This is a genomic window from Fredinandcohnia quinoae, assembly GCF_022427965.1.
Lineage (GTDB): Bacteria > Bacillota > Bacilli > Bacillales > Bacillaceae_L > Ferdinandcohnia > Ferdinandcohnia quinoae.
Map to the genome: position 1 here is coordinate 13256 of NZ_JAKTTI010000048.1, position 14681 is coordinate 27936.

Annotated in this window: 14 protein-coding genes; 8 read left to right on the plus strand and 6 right to left on the minus strand. The window is 35.7% G+C overall.

The genetic code is table 11. The features are described 5' to 3' along the window. Positions 1–11: 11 nt before the first annotated feature. From MJG50_RS20095 to MJG50_RS20110, 4 genes are all read left to right on the plus strand, one after another. Positions 12–1424, plus strand: a complete 1413-nt coding sequence (locus MJG50_RS20095; RefSeq protein WP_240257561.1) for a SpoVR family protein — start codon at positions 12–14, stop codon at positions 1422–1424. Positions 1425–1838: 414 nt separating this feature from the next. After that, positions 1839–3314, plus strand: a complete 1476-nt coding sequence (locus tag MJG50_RS20100) for a SulP family inorganic anion transporter (RefSeq protein WP_240257562.1) — start codon at positions 1839–1841, stop codon at positions 3312–3314. A gap of 240 nt (positions 3315–3554) precedes the next feature. Next, on the plus strand, positions 3555–6365 hold the full coding sequence (locus MJG50_RS20105; RefSeq protein ID WP_240257563.1) for a PAS domain S-box protein: 2811 nt from the start codon (positions 3555–3557) through the stop codon (positions 6363–6365). A gap of 116 nt (positions 6366–6481) precedes the next feature. Then, positions 6482–6670, plus strand: coding sequence for a hypothetical protein (locus MJG50_RS20110; RefSeq protein WP_240257564.1), 189 nt, complete (start codon positions 6482–6484; stop codon positions 6668–6670). Positions 6671–6718: 48 nt separating this feature from the next. Here the strand turns inward: MJG50_RS20110 and MJG50_RS20115 are convergent, their stop codons facing one another. From MJG50_RS20115 to MJG50_RS20125, 3 genes are all read right to left on the minus strand, one after another. After that, positions 6719–7186, minus strand: a complete 468-nt coding sequence (locus tag MJG50_RS20115) for a hypothetical protein (RefSeq protein WP_240257565.1) — start codon at positions 7184–7186, stop codon at positions 6719–6721. Between the two features lie 399 nt (positions 7187–7585). Continuing rightward, a complete protein-coding gene (locus MJG50_RS20120) occupies positions 7586–7990 on the minus strand; it encodes a hypothetical protein (RefSeq protein WP_240257566.1) in 405 nt (134 codons plus the stop codon). A 113-nt stretch (positions 7991–8103) separates the two neighbouring features. Further along, positions 8104–9054, minus strand: a complete 951-nt coding sequence (locus tag MJG50_RS20125; protein ID WP_240257567.1) for a cation diffusion facilitator family transporter — start codon at positions 9052–9054, stop codon at positions 8104–8106. 142 nt (positions 9055–9196) lie between these two features. Here MJG50_RS20125 and crcB (MJG50_RS20130) point away from each other — a divergent pair, with 142 nt between their 5' ends. Next, positions 9197–9586, plus strand: a complete 390-nt coding sequence (gene crcB, locus MJG50_RS20130) for a fluoride efflux transporter CrcB (RefSeq protein ID WP_240257568.1) — start codon at positions 9197–9199, stop codon at positions 9584–9586. Beyond that, positions 9583–9942, plus strand: coding sequence for a fluoride efflux transporter CrcB (gene crcB / locus MJG50_RS20135; RefSeq protein ID WP_240257569.1), 360 nt, complete (start codon positions 9583–9585; stop codon positions 9940–9942). Before crcB (MJG50_RS20130) ends, crcB (MJG50_RS20135) begins: the two co-directional genes overlap by 4 nt. A gap of 37 nt (positions 9943–9979) precedes the next feature. On the opposite strand, the gene MJG50_RS20140 is transcribed toward crcB (MJG50_RS20135), so the two are convergent. Beyond that, positions 9980–10543: an FAD-dependent oxidoreductase gene (locus MJG50_RS20140; RefSeq protein ID WP_240257570.1), complete on the minus strand. Its 564-nt coding sequence runs from the start codon at positions 10541–10543 to the stop codon at positions 9980–9982. A 120-nt stretch (positions 10544–10663) separates the two neighbouring features. After that, on the minus strand, positions 10664–11890 hold the full coding sequence (locus MJG50_RS20145) for an MFS transporter (RefSeq protein WP_240257571.1): 1227 nt from the start codon (positions 11888–11890) through the stop codon (positions 10664–10666). Between the two features lie 216 nt (positions 11891–12106). Here MJG50_RS20145 and wrbA point away from each other — a divergent pair, with 216 nt between their 5' ends. After that, complete coding sequence (wrbA, locus tag MJG50_RS20150) at positions 12107–12718, plus strand: NAD(P)H:quinone oxidoreductase (RefSeq protein ID WP_240257572.1); 612 nt, start codon at positions 12107–12109, stop codon at positions 12716–12718. A gap of 47 nt (positions 12719–12765) precedes the next feature. On the opposite strand, the gene MJG50_RS20155 is transcribed toward wrbA, so the two are convergent. After that, positions 12766–13131 carry a potassium channel family protein gene (locus tag MJG50_RS20155; RefSeq protein WP_240257573.1) on the minus strand — a complete coding sequence of 122 codons (366 nt, stop codon included), beginning with the start codon at positions 13129–13131 and terminating at the stop codon, positions 12766–12768. A 180-nt stretch (positions 13132–13311) separates the two neighbouring features. Here MJG50_RS20155 and MJG50_RS20160 point away from each other — a divergent pair, with 180 nt between their 5' ends. Continuing rightward, the gene (locus MJG50_RS20160) at positions 13312–14610 is read left to right on the plus strand and encodes a uracil/xanthine transporter (RefSeq protein ID WP_240257574.1); all 1299 of its coding nucleotides are present in this window, start codon (positions 13312–13314) and stop codon (positions 14608–14610) included. Positions 14611–14681: the final 71 nt, after the last annotated feature.

The window sequence follows — 14681 nt, forward strand, 5'->3', positions numbered from 1 at the left end:
GGAGATCAACTGTGAGAGATTCAGACCGCCATGGACTCGAGTACGCAATTGATGAAATTACCGAAATTGCGGAAGGTTTTGGGCTAGATTTTTATCCGATGAGATATGAGATTTGTCCAGCTGATATTATTTATACCTTTGGTGCTTACGGGATGCCGACACGATTTTCTCATTGGAGCTTTGGGAAGCAATTTTATCGAATGAAGTTGCAGTACGATCTAGGTTTAAGTAAAATTTATGAACTTGTCATTAACTCAGACCCATGTTATGCATTTTTGTTAGATTCCAATTCATTAATTCAAAATAAGTTAATTGTGGCACATGTGCTTGCTCACTGTGATTTCTTTAAAAATAACTATCGATTTAGCAATACAAAACGTGATATGGTCGAAAGTATGGCTGCTACAGCTGAACGTGTTAAGCACTATGAACATCAATATGGAAAACATGAGGTTGAAACATTTTTAGATGCAGTACTTGCCATCCAGGAGCATATTGATCCATCACTAATGAGACCAAAGCTTGCATGGAGCCTTGATGACTTGGAAGAAGAGGAAGAAGTGAAAAAGAGTACCTCACCATATGATGATCTATGGAATCTGGATAAAAAGTCAAAACCAGAGCCAAAGCAAAGGAAGAGGAAGCATTTCCCACCCCAACCTGAAAAGGACATTCTTCTATTTATTGAGCAATATAGTCGTGAGCTTGATGAGTGGCAAAGAGATATATTAACCATGATGCGAGAAGAAATGCTTTATTTTTGGCCTCAACTCGAAACAAAAATCATGAATGAAGGCTGGGCATCCTATTGGCATCAGAGGATTCTTCGAGAAATGGACCTCACCTCTGATGAGTCTATTGAATTCGCAAAGTTAAATGCAGGTGTTGTGCAACCTTCAAAAACGAGTATTAATCCTTACTATCTAGGACTGAAAATCTTCGAGGATATCGAAGAAAGGTACAATAACCCAACTAAAAAAATGATTGAAAATGGTGTGGAGCATGGTTCGGGTCGTGAGAAAATCTTTGAAGTACGTGAAGTCGAATCCGATATATCCTTCATTCGGAATTATTTAACGAAGGATTTGGTATTGCGTGAAGATATGTACCTTTTTCAAAAACAGGGAAGGGACTATAAAATTGTTGACAAAGGCTGGGAACAGGTTCGTGATCAACTTGTTAATATGCGTGTCAATGGAGGATTTCCATATATCACTGTCAATGATGGAGATTATTTAAAAAGCGGAGAATTGTATTTAAAGCATTGGTATGAGGACATTGAGCTTGATTTGAAATATCTTGAAAAAGTACTCCCATATATTTATCAGCTATGGGGGAGGCCAGTCCATATGGAGACAATGCTTGAGAACAAAGAAGTTGTATTTATGTATGACGGCAAGACAGTGCATCGGAAGTATATTTAGTGAGAAAGGCTGCAAAATTCTGCAGCCTTTTTTATTAATTTTGCTAACGGCCGTATTTTTGAAATAATGACCGTATTTTCAAAATAACGACCGTATTTCTAATTTAACAGCCGTTTTCACAAAATAACGACCGTATTTCCAAAAATGATGATTTATTGCCTCTCAGTTTACTTTTAATTGAAATGAATATGAGTCTTCTCCCTTCAATTTCCACCAATTTTCTCCATGATTATAGCATAAATATCGAAAATGAAAGGATATTGGCGAAAAACAAAGATAGCACCAACTGTTTGCGTTTTCATTGGATTTCACAGATTTGTCATAATCAGCTATACTTTGTTTTGGTAAAAACGGACCCGACTTTCATGAGAGTTGAAAGTCAATATATACCAAGACAAAGGAAGAGGTGCTGGTTTGAATTTAAGTTTAATAAAAAATGAATGGTTTGGAAATGTAAAGGGAGACGTTCTGGCAGGTATTGTTGTTGCCCTAGCATTAATTCCTGAAGCAATTGCATTTTCACTTATTGCGGGTGTTGATCCAATGATTGGATTGTATGCTTCGTTTTGTATTGCAGTTACAATTGCATTCGTAGGTGGAAGACCAGGGATGATATCTGCTGCAACAGGAGCCACCGCATTATTGATGGTGACATTGGTTGCAGACTATGGATTGCAATATTTATTAGCTGCTACTATTTTAACGGGTGTATTACAAATTATCATGGGTGTTCTAAAATTAGGTCGATTGATGAAGTTTGTACCGCGCTCTGTTATGACGGGGTTCGTAAATTCGCTCGCCATCCTTATTTTTGCAGCGCAATTGCCTCATTTTAAAGGTGAATCATGGCAAATGTATGCGATGGTAGCAGGTGCGCTTGCGATTATTTATATCCTACCACGCTTTACGAAGGCTGTTCCGTCACCTTTAGTGGCCATTATCGTGATGACGATTATTGCCGTAATGACAGGAAGTGGAGTTCGGACAATTGGGGATATGGGTGAATTATCATCGACCTTACCTATATTTTTAATTCCGGATATTCCATTTACCTTTGAAACACTACAAATCATTTTTCCTTACTCATTATCTATTGCAATAGTTGGTTTGGTTGAGTCTATGTTAACGGCAACAATTGTGGATGATATGACAGACACTGAGAGTGATAAAAATAAGGAAGCACGTGGTCAAGGAATGGCGAATATCGTATCAGGTTTCTTTGGTGGTATGGCAGGCTGTGCCATGATTGGACAATCTGTCATAAATGTAAAATCTGGTGGGAGAGGTCGTCTCTCCACATTAATTGCCGGCTCCTTTTTAATGGTGCTGATTGTATTGCTACAAGATTACCTTGTTCAAATTCCAATGGCTGCATTGGTCGGGGTGATGTTCATGGTTTCAATAGGTACATTTGATTGGTCATCAATTAAAACACTTCATAAGGTGCCACTGACTGATACGATTGTAATGGTTGTTACAGTTCTGACTGTATTAAAAACTCATGATCTTTCAAAAGGTGTTTTAGTAGGAATTATCTTAAGTGCAATTTTCTTTGCGTCAAAAATATCAAAAGTAACTGTAACGAGTCTTTCTGGAGAAGGTGCTCATAAAAAGATCTATCATGTGTCAGGTCAACTTTTCTTTGCTTCGGTAAATGATTTTGTAAAAAGTTTTGATTATAAAGAAAGAATTAGTGAAATAGATCTAGACCTATCAAAAGCTCATCTTTGGGATGATTCCGCTGTAGGAGCCATTGATAAAGTGGTTATGAAGTATTATCAAAATGGTGTAAAAGTAAATCTTAAAGGATTAAATACGGAGAGTCATCAACTACTTGAGAAACTTGCATCTCAACCTATGGGTGGACTTGAGAAAATCGTTAATCAATAAAGGTTTGGAAAATATAAAATAAGATTTAACTCAAAAAAGCTACTGATTTTGGTGGCTTTTTTTAGTTGAAATAGACAATTTGTAAATAGAAATGGTTTTCTAATCCGATACGATAAAATTAGGCTGCCTCCTATTAAGAATAAGAATAACAGGCGATACCTTTTTATCTTATATTTCATCACAATAAAGGTAAGGATATTAATTAGAAAAACAGAAGTGGGACAATTAGGACGGTGAAAAATGATGAAAATGGAAGAATTCATTAATAAGATTCAAATGAAAGAATTTACACAAATTATGAAATATGTTGCTACCGCGTTTAATTCTTTACAGGATCTTATTTTTATTATTGCGTACAAGGATGAGGAATTCAGATACATGTTTGCGAATCAAGCTGGACTTACGACTTTAGATATAAATGAAAATATATTTGGAAGAACATTTGATGATATTCTTTCAAACGATAAATCGGAATTCTTGAAACATCATTATTTAAGAGCAGCAAGATTTAATAGAGTGGTCTCATTTGAGGATGAGGTGAAGCTTCCAAGTGGTAAAACGATGATTAGTGAAACAATTCTAACTCCTATTATTGACAATGAAGATATTTATATCATAGCAGTAGTACGGGATATATCAGAGAAAAGCAAGCAATTTCAAGAGTTACAGCGTGCAAAAAATGTATTTGAAGAAAATAGCCAACGCTTAACATCCATTTTGGAACATAATGAAGATGCCGTATTTATGTTTGATACTGAAGGTTATTTCCTTGATGTAAATATAGAAGCAGAAAAAATGACTGGATATAAAAGTGGGGAGCTAGTCGGGACTAATTTTTCGGAATTAATGTCTAAAAAGGAATATGAATTGGTACAAAGGTTATTTCAAAAGGTTCACGAGGGAGAATCAGTTCGCTTTGAATCGTATATCTATCACAAGGAAGGTAGGAAAGTTTTTATTAGCGTAAAAAATATCCCGATCATTATTGAAGGTAAGGTAAAAGGGATATATGGGATTGCAAAAGATATTACTACTGAGAAAAAAGTTATCGAGGAACTTAATCAAGTAAATTCACGCTTAGAATCCTTTTTTAAAGATAGTAGTGACTCCATATGTATCATGGATGAAAATGGGATTGTTCAATTTATTAATGACGCATTTACTAATATTTATGGATATTCAAAGGATGAGGTTATTGGTAAGGAAGCACCGGTCGTTCCAGATTGGCTAAAAAATGAAACAAAAAAAATCCAAACAGAAGTATTAAATGGCAAGCGAATTAATGGAATTCATGTGAAACGACAGCGAAAATCAGGAGAATTACTCGATATAAGTGTAACCTATTCCCCAATCTATGATGAATTTGGGGGAATCATTGGAATGTCAACGATTGGCCGTGATGTTACAAAGCAAAAAAAGATTGAAAAAGAGATGATTCAAGTAAAAGAAGAGCTTGAACTAGTATGGAATTATTCAACAGAGGTTATTTTTATGCTTGGATATGATGGATCAATTATTAAAGTAAACCCTGCTTTCAACGAGATGTTTGGCTGGGAAATGGAAGAAATCACAGGTAGAAATCTATCAACTATCTATCTACAATCCCAAGCTTATCAACTAGAAGAATTCCTAACACGTCTACGAGAAGACAGGGAAACATTGAACTTCGAAACCCGGCGTAAGCGTAGAGATGGAATGATAATCGATGTCATGGCCAGTTATCGACCAATTAAAAAAGGAAATATTATTGCGGTAGCTACTTATAAGGAAATAACAGAGATTAAACAAGTGATGAAAGAGCTTAAGGAAAGTGAAGAAAGATATCGTAGAGTATTAGAATCATCTCCGGAAGCTTTAGTGGTTCTTACTGAAGGAATAGTAAGATATATCAATCAAGCAGGTCTTGATCTATTAAAGGCTAAAAGCTCAAGTCAGGTAATTGGAAGATCAGCGTTAGACTTTGTCCATTCTAGCAATCGTAATCAGGTTATTAAACGGATGAGTGAGGCTGCTAATCAAGAGAGAAATGGTGATATAGTCGTACATAAATATGTGAGTCTTACTGGAGACACAATTTATGCAGAGACAACCTCTGCACCAATCATCGAACAAGGTCAAGCATCACTCGTTTTGATGTTTAGGGATGTCACAACCAAAAGAAGAGCAGAGAAGGCTTTGAGGGAAAGTGAAGAACGATTCAGGATCATCGCAGAGCACTCGATGGATATTATAAAAATACTGAATTCAAAAGGTAAGGTAATTTATGTATCACCATCAATAGAAGGTGTTTTGGGGTATCCAGTTAGAAATGTAATTGGAAAATCATATTTAGAAATGATTCATCCTGATGATATAAATAAAGCTTCAAAGAAATTTAATACAATGCTTGTTACTAGAGAATATTTTGAAGCTGAATTAAGACGTGTTCACCAAGATGGACACTCTGTTTGGCTACATTCAGATTTTATTCCTGTTATAGATTCAGATGGTGAAATAGAGAAGATTGTTGTAATCTCTGAAGATGTAACCGAAAAGCGTAGAAAAGAGAATGAATTAGCTAAGATGGCGTTTTACGATCATTTAACAGGATTACCGAATCGACGATTATTTGAAGATCGTCTAAAGCAAGCGATGTTTACTACAGATAGAACGGGTAGGTTAACTGCATTAATGGTTCTTGATTGTGATAAATTCAAGCAAATTAACGACACCCTTGGTCATGATATAGGAGATGAGGTAATCAAAGAATTTGCAGTACGTGTTAGGTCTTCTTTGCGTAAGATGGATACTCTTTCAAGAGTGGGCGGTGATGAATTTACAATTGTCCTACCAGAACTGAGGAGTGAAGAAGAAATAGAAGAAGTTTCAAAGAGAATATTAAAAGTGACGGAAGAACCTATTCATATACATGGCAATGAGCTACAAATAACTACAAGTATTGGTATTTCATTTTATCCAACACATGCTAAAAATATTGAACGATTATTTAAAGAAGCAGATCAGAATCTATATAAGTCAAAAGACTGTGGTGGTAATACCTTTACGTATTAAGAAATCAGAAACTATATCGAAAGATAAAATGTATTCCCAGTTTTATTATACGTATTACGACCATTATGTTGTAAACTTATCATATATAGAAAAAGTACAAAAATGAGGAGAATTTAATGAAGATTGCAGTGATATTGGTTGTTTTGATAGCCATAGTTGGATTAATAGGGACAATTGCTGTAGGGGGAAAGGGCGATGATAATTATAGAACATCTACAAAGGGAAATGTGACAAGACTCACTCTTATTTATGTAGTTGTAATATCGCTATCACTTATTGCTCTTGCAATTTATATTATTTTTTAGAACTTGGTATGCAAAAAAGGTTGGTAACAAATTACCGACCTTTTTTGATTATGTGAGATTCTTTTCCTTAACGAAAACTAAAATGATACTTCGAACAATGAAGCCAACAAGTACACCTGGTAGGACAGATAGCATCGGAAGCCAAACAGGGCCAAAATAAATTCCTAGCAATTCGATTTTCGATGAATACATGAGACCTACTGTTACAAAGTATGCTGAGAATGCAAAAGGTAAAAATGAAAGAGGTGCTTTTCCACCACCAGCCTCCTTAAAAGCATCCCACATTGCAAAAAAATAGAGACAGGGATAAAACATAAGCCAGCTATAGTTAGTCAGTTCACTTGCGAGCTGTGTTTCTCCTAGAAAGCTTAAGCGAATCACCTCATTAAAATTTGATTGTGAGTTCACAAGAAACTCCAATAAAATAAAGGTAATTCCTTTTACATAATGTTTGTTCAATAATTGCCCAAAGCCTGGTAAGGCAATACTCCACAGTAATCTTTCAAATGCTTTCACATCTTGCACCCACCACACTTATGTATCATTAGTTCTATTCTATTTTCTATTCTAGGGGGAGAAATTATTCATCAACAGCTTTAATATTTGTAAGAAAAGTGGAAAAGCACCCAAATATAACTTTATTCAGCAGAAGTCTCCCTCTTTTATAATTGGTGAGATGAATGCAATTCAGTGGGGTTTCCCGACTGAATAAAGTTAAAGCCTCCGGCGGATGCCTCAGATTTTTAAAGGAAGCTTTTCCCGCATTAACTGGCAGTAAGCTCCTTAGGAGCAACTGCCAGTAGATGCCCGATTGGTTCAACTATCAATCAGAATTGCACTGATTGAAGTTTCACTTTATCGAGCAAGCTCGAAAAAATCTGGGCGCAAATATGCCAAGGCGCATTTGATTTGCTATTACATATACTCATTTGGAGGAGCAGGCATACCATGAGGTTTTGGGACATTCACAGTAACTGATGTTGGTTGTGAAGAGTCATCATTTATAGTTGCATCAGTAGCAATTATTTGTTTATTTTGACTAGGTTCATTATTTATTATAGGGGAATTCTCCTGTTCTTCAGTTGCTGATTGTATATGATCTGAAATCTGTGTAACCATTTCGTTTACTATTGGTATTCGATCAAAAAAACCTTTGCCTTTTTCAGGATTTGAAATGATTCCAAGAGTCGCGAGTACCCCAAGTATGGCGGTAACATAGGTTTGCCACTCGGTTAAATCGATTTTAAATCCTAGGTCTTTTAAGACCATATATAGAATTGATGCGATTGATATCCATAATCCATAATTTTTCCACTTCATAATTATCACCTTCTCATAGAAGTCTCAATTTATCCTATTCATTTTTCTAGAAAAACGTTACTTCTTAAAGAGGATGACTTGTTCAAATACCTATCATATATGTGAATCTAAACCTATTTCCAATCGGTTTTCCCGTCCGTTTCTAATATTCCGAGTGTGACATCACCGACATCAGGATCTGTTAGTAATGAGTCTCTAACACGGTATTTAATATCATCAGCAACTGCTAATGACAAACCCTCTTTTAACTCAATATAGCTTTCAATATGATATCTTCTACCTTCTTGGAGTATTCTCATTTTGTTGATATCAACAACATCAGGATCAGCTAAAATAATACTAGCTATTCTGTCTTCAACTACTTTAGGAGCAGCTACACCAATTAGACCAATTGTATTTTCGTAGCCAATTTTAATAGCGATTCCGATTAATAAAATACCGATTAAGATTGTTCCTACACCATCAAGATAATATAGACCTGTAAAATATGCGACTACGATTGAAATGAGCGCAAGTAAAGCTCCTAGAGTTGCGATAATATCTTCGTAAAAGACCAACCTTGTTGGTGGGGCAGCAAGACGAACATTTTTAAAAGCTGATGTAAGTATAGACATACCTGTGGCAGTGCTTCGAGTCTCAGACGCTATTTCCTTAGCGGCTTTTACTAATACAAATCCATCAACTATTACAGCTATAACTAAAATGATGATATTTAACCAAATATTAGTTGATGCTTTTGGATGTGTAATTAGTTCCCAACCTTTAATAATCGTTTCATAAGACATGATTGAAATGACAATAACCGCTATTAATACAAAGAGGTTAACTACACGGCCAAATCCTGTAGGAAACCGCTTTGTTGGTGCCTTTTCAGATAAGGCACTACCAAGAAATACGAAAGCTTGGTTCGTTGCATCTGCAATTGAATGTAATGTGGTTGCAAACATTGTTCCACTGCCACTAATTGCTGCTGCAACCCCTTTAATGACTGCTAAAATCGTATTGCCAATAGCTGCAATAGCAGAAGACTTATTTCCCTTTTTTAACAAACTAATAAAAGACATGTAATCACCTCAAGGAAAAACTATTTTATTACTTTTCCACATTATGCTTAGGATTATCCTTTATACAAGATTCCATAATCATTTTCCTATTAGAATTCAGTGATATAATAAAAATTAATAAATGGTTAAAGGCAGTGGTTTGGTGAAAGTTATAATCGTGATGATCGGTGGATTTTTGGGAGCTTTATGTAGATATTTAGTAGGAATGTGGTTGTACAATGGAAATGGGTTTCCGATAGGGACTTTAGTTGTTAACTTGATAGGCTGCCTGTTTCTTGGTTGGTTTTTATCGTCTGCTATGCATCCCAAGCGAATAAATGCTAATCTGGTTTTACTCATTGGAACTGGTTTTACCGGTTCATTTACAACCTTTTCTACCTTTTCGGTTGAAGTAGTTCAGCTTGTTCAGGTTGGAAGAAATGGACTTGCTCTCTTATATATTACTTCTAGTATAGGATTTGGATTGATGCTAGCATATGTAGGTTATAGCTTAGCCCGTTTGAAAAAAGTGGAAATGGGTCAACTATCATGATGTGGTTAATTGGAATAGGTGGGGCATTAGGAGCAGGTAGTCGCTATATGGCTGGAAGCATAATTAGTAAGAGGATAAAGAGTTCTTTTCCTTTAGCCACTTTGTTGATTAATATTGCGGGCTCTCTATTTTTGGGGATGTTAACAAGCCTCCATCTTAATCATCAGCTAATGGATTGGATATGGTATTTAACCGGGATTGGTTTTTGTGGAGCTTTCACAACATTTTCAACGTTTGGGTATGAAGTGATTCAATTACTGAATGCTAAAAAATTAAAAGATGCAGTTATATATATTTTGGGGTCTTTATTTATCTGTACCTTTTCTTCATACATTGGGATACTACTTTTTAACTAAAAGCCAGGTACTCTGAGACAAGTACCTGGCTGAATAACTAAGCCTTCAATATGTCATGATCAACATAGCGTTCACCATTCATATCACTTAACAGGTTAATGGCAACCTTTGCACCGTCACCTGCTGTAATAATTGTATGAACGCTAACTCCCGCACAAGTTCCAGCTGCCCAAATACCATCAATATTTGTTTTACCAGAAGGATCAGTATCAATTACAGTTTTAATTCGTGGCTCAGTACCTTCCTTCGTTTTTACACCAGTTTTTTCAGCTAAGTCTGCTGAAATACCAGTTGCAAGAATGATATGTTTTGCTTCGTATTCACCATTGTCTGTTTCAACTTTGAATCCGCTCTCAATTTTATCGATTGAAGTTACACTGCTTTCGAAAACTTCAGCTCCAAATTTTCTAGCTTGTTTTTTACCTACTTCTACAAGTTCAGGACCGGTTATCTCCATAACTCCATAATGGTTTTCAACCCAGGCACGCTTTGTCATTCCTTTATCATGATCTACTAGTAATGTCTTTTTCCCGGCTTTAGCAGTAAACAACGCAGCACTTGCACCAGCTGGCCCAGCTCCAATAATAATAACATCAAACATTGTAGTAACAACTCCTTAAGTAAATTAGTATTCAACCATAATTATACCCGTCCCTCTTATTAGCAACTAACAATATGCTTGAAAAAAGGGTAGATAAGAAAGACTTATCCACCCAAAAAATTAACCAGCATTTTGAGAAGGTACTTCAGTACGTTTCTCTTTTAATAGTAAGCGTGTGTTTTTATCATGTATGAAATAATATAAAATAATTCCGATTAAAACATAAACAGAACTATATAGATAAAATGATCCTAGTCCAATTTTAGCGCTAATCATACCAACTAGACTTGAACCAATTCCAACACCTAAATCATAAATAGACAGAAAGGTTGCAGTAGCAGTTCCTCTTCGATTTGGTGCAGCATTTTGAATGGCGATTGTTTGAAAGCTTGGAAATAATGTACCCCAGCCTAGTCCAATAAGAGCAGCTGCAATTAAAAAGACCAACGCTGATTTACTTATACCTAATACAGCCATTCCAACCGCAAAGCAGATTATTGCAGGGTAGATAATCTTATTTGCTCCATATAAATCAAACCATTTTCCGGTAAAAGGTCTCGATAGTATAAGGATTACTGCATATACAACAAAGAAGAAGCTTGAAACTTCCAATAGGTTAATTTCTTGTGCAAATACTGATACGAAAGAAAGAATCGAAGCATAAATAAAACCTAAAAATGCACTAACAATCGCAATACGTAATGCAGATACTTCGATTAAGTCTTGGATTGTCAGTTTCTTTTTAATACTAAGTGTACCCTGTCTGACAACTGTTTGAATAAGTTTCGGGTTATTAATAAAACAACCAGTTATAAATGCAAGCACTGCACAAAAAACGCTAATTATAAATACTAAATATATTCCTGCTTTATTCAAGGCAGTTAACCCAACAAATGGGCCAATTACCATCGCGAGATTAGTTGACATCACAAAGTATCCCATACCCTCACCCTTACGAGATTCAGGTATGAGATCTGCAACAATGGCACCTGCAGCAGTTGTTGCCATTCCAAACCCGATTCCGTGAAGAAAACGAAGTACTAATAAGCTAATAATCGAATCTGGGATAAAATAAAAAAAGGATCCACCCATAAAAATAAATAATGAAAGTAAAAGAATTTTCCGTTTCCCTTTTGCTTCAATCCATTGTCCTGCAAACGGTCGAATAATAATTGCAGAAAATAAAAAGACCGTAACGACAAGTCCGGCCTCTAATTTAGTAGTGTGGAGTTCATTTAATGAATATACCGGTAACGTGACAAGTAAGTAATAAAATGTTAGAAAGACAAAGAAATTACTTAATGAAATATTGATAAAATCCTTTGTCCAAAGCTTTTGTTTCCCCATGTTGTATCCTCCTGATGTAATGATAAAGTAGTGTAGTTGGCTTGATAGAGGATATCCTTTTTTTATTTCGTCTCCCGAAATGTAACTAAGTAAATATATCATTATTTTCATAAGAAGGCAAGTTGCCTTTATTTCCATTTTCAATGAATATCCTTTATAACAGAATGAAATAATAAGTCTAGCTTTAAAGAAGTACTTAAAGGAGAGATAATTGGGATGACAGGTGTAAATTTAGCAATAATCTATTATAGTTCAACTGGTACGAATTATCAGCTTGCAAATTGGGCTGCTGAGGGTGCAAAAGAAGTAGGAGCAGAAGTTAAGGTTTTAAAGGTGCCAGAGCTTGCTCCACAAGCGGCAATTGATTCTAATCCTGCTTGGAAGGCTCACGTTGATGCTACAACTGATGTACCTGTAGTTGCACTAAATGATCTAGAGTGGGCAGATGCGATTATTTTTAGCGTACCTACTCGTTTCGGTAATATGCCAGGTCAAATGAAGCAATTTCTAGATACAACAGGAGGACTGTGGTTCAATGGTAAGCTGGCAAACAAAGCCGTTAGCGCCATGTCATCCGCACAAAACTCACACGGTGGTCATGAATCAACTTTACTAGCACTTTATAATTCAATGTATCATTGGGGAGCCATTATTGTACCTCCAGGATACACAGATCCAGTTATTTTTGGTGCAGGGGGAAATCCGTATGGAACCAGTGTGTCAGTTGATCAAAATGGAAAAATGGTAGAGGATGTTCAAGCAGCTGTGAAACATCAGGCAAAACGAACAGTAACGGTAGCTGAATGGATTAAAAAGGCAAACCAATAAGGAAGAAAAAGAGCTTGTCATTAAATAATGACAAGCTCTTTTTCTTCTTAGTTCATTGGATATTCGTTTTCATCATGATTCTGATGAGGTAAAAATTGAATGACGATTATAACTGGCAATAAATATCCAAATAGTGCCTCAATTATGGCAAATGCTCTTGCCAAACCAAATGGAGTGACATCCCCATACCCTACTGATAATAATGTAATTGCGCTAAAGTAAAGTGAGCGAGTTATTAAATCTAAAGGCTGTTCTTGATGCATCGGTGAAGCATAATGATCATTTAATGATCCTAAATTCATCATATCTAATAAGATATAAATAACCGCAAATGTAAATAATGCATTGAAATAGATAAAAATAAATACAAGTGCTCGATATATTGTTTTTTTTCTATGAATGTATGAAAACATGTCGAATCACTCCTTGTCTTATCCATAAATATATATTGAGGGTATTGTTAATTTAGACTAGCCCTATTTTAAATCGAATAAATTCATGACCGAAAATTGTTATCTGCATTTACTAGTCTTGTATTTTGCTATAAACTAAGATGCAAAGCTTCAGCAGCTCGGAAAAGAAAGGGTGGTAGAATGTTGAAACAATCAACTTGGACAACTACATTTGCGTCCTTTCAATGGTTGTTTTTTATTTTTGCAAATACAATTGTCGTTCCAGTATCAGTAGGTACAGCATTTGAACTTTCTCCAGATGTGATTGCAATGACAATGAGAAGTTCGCTGATCTTTACTGGTATTGCTTGTATGCTCCAAGGGTTCATTGGGCATCGCTATCCATTAATGGAAGGACATTCGGGAATGATGTGGGGGCTAGTTCTTAATTTGGCACTATCTGGTGCATCCATGGGACTTAGCTACACAGAAATAGGAGGAGGAATTGCCACAGGAATTCTTCTTGCAGGTATTGCAACTGTCCTACTTGCAGCTTTTAATCTCGTATCGCTCATTCAAAAAATATTCACTCCTATGGTGATGAGTGTCTACTTATTTTTATTAACTTTCCAACTTGTGATTATCTTTTTTAATGGAATGTTAAAGGTAACAGACGATGGTAAACTTGACCTTCCAATTAGCTTATATTCAATTGTAGTAGTTATCTTAGTTAGCTTGGTTAAAATTAAAGGAAAAAAGCTAGGCAATTTTGCAATTTTAATTGGAATTATTGTAGGTTGGGGCTTTTATGAGATTCTTTTTCCTGGGGGACAAACAGCAAGTACTGAAACAAGTGCTCATTTTTCATTATTTCCATTTGGGAAACCAAATTTAGAATATGGTATTGTGATTGTTTCTTTTCTTGGAGGTTTCATGAATTTAAGTAATACGATTGCATCGATCCAAGCAGCCGAGAAACTTTACAAGGATGAGCCTCAACAAAAACGTTATCGCTTTTCTTTTTTATTAACAGGTTTTCATTCAATTATTGCATCATTATTGGGACTAGTAGCATATGCTCCTTTTACATCATCAATCGGCTTTTTAGAAAGCACTCAAATTTTAAAAAGATTGCCATTTATCATCGGTGGGGGAATGCTATCTATTTTGGGAATTATCCCAGTATTAGGAACTTTTTTTGCGAGTATGCCTATAACTGTAGGTAATGCCGTATTATTTGTTGCTTATTTGCAATTATTAGGAACATCATTAAAGAGTCTAAGCAGTGATGGTTTTGATTCAATCACGATCTACCGTCTAGCGGGGCCAGTCTTACTAGGCGTCTGCTTACTGAATATTTCTCCCGAGATTTTTGCGGACTTTCCGGTTATCCTCCGTCCAATCATAACAAATGGTTTAATTATGGGAGTGATTCTATCGGTCATTTTGGAAAAAGTGATTAAATGGGAATCAGCAACATTAGAAACAAAAAAATCCTAAGACATGTATCTTAGGATTCAGATTGTCGACAAAAGGCACCGAGAGGAATCCCTCTCGGTGCCTTTTGTCAT

Excerpts from the sequence above, each read along its gene's own strand:
- MJG50_RS20105 (WP_240257563.1), top strand. The coding sequence starts at position 3,555 with ATGATGAAAATGGAAGAATTCATTAATAAGATTCAAATGAAAGAATTT.
- MJG50_RS20110 (WP_240257564.1), top strand. The coding sequence starts at position 6,482 with ATGAAGATTGCAGTGATATTGGTTGTTTTGATAGCCATAGTTGGATTA.
- MJG50_RS20120 (WP_240257566.1), bottom strand. The coding sequence starts at position 7,990 with ATGAAGTGGAAAAATTATGGATTATGGATATCAATCGCATCAATTCTA.
- MJG50_RS20125 (WP_240257567.1), bottom strand. The coding sequence starts at position 9,054 with ATGTCTTTTATTAGTTTGTTAAAAAAGGGAAATAAGTCTTCTGCTATT.
- crcB (WP_240257569.1), top strand. The coding sequence starts at position 9,583 with ATGATGTGGTTAATTGGAATAGGTGGGGCATTAGGAGCAGGTAGTCGC.
- MJG50_RS20140 (WP_240257570.1), bottom strand. The coding sequence starts at position 10,543 with ATGTTTGATGTTATTATTATTGGAGCTGGGCCAGCTGGTGCAAGTGCT.
- MJG50_RS20145 (WP_240257571.1), bottom strand. The coding sequence starts at position 11,890 with ATGGGGAAACAAAAGCTTTGGACAAAGGATTTTATCAATATTTCATTA.
- wrbA (WP_240257572.1), top strand. The coding sequence starts at position 12,107 with ATGACAGGTGTAAATTTAGCAATAATCTATTATAGTTCAACTGGTACG.
- MJG50_RS20155 (WP_240257573.1), bottom strand. The coding sequence starts at position 13,131 with ATGTTTTCATACATTCATAGAAAAAAAACAATATATCGAGCACTTGTA.
- MJG50_RS20160 (WP_240257574.1), top strand. The coding sequence starts at position 13,312 with ATGTTGAAACAATCAACTTGGACAACTACATTTGCGTCCTTTCAATGG.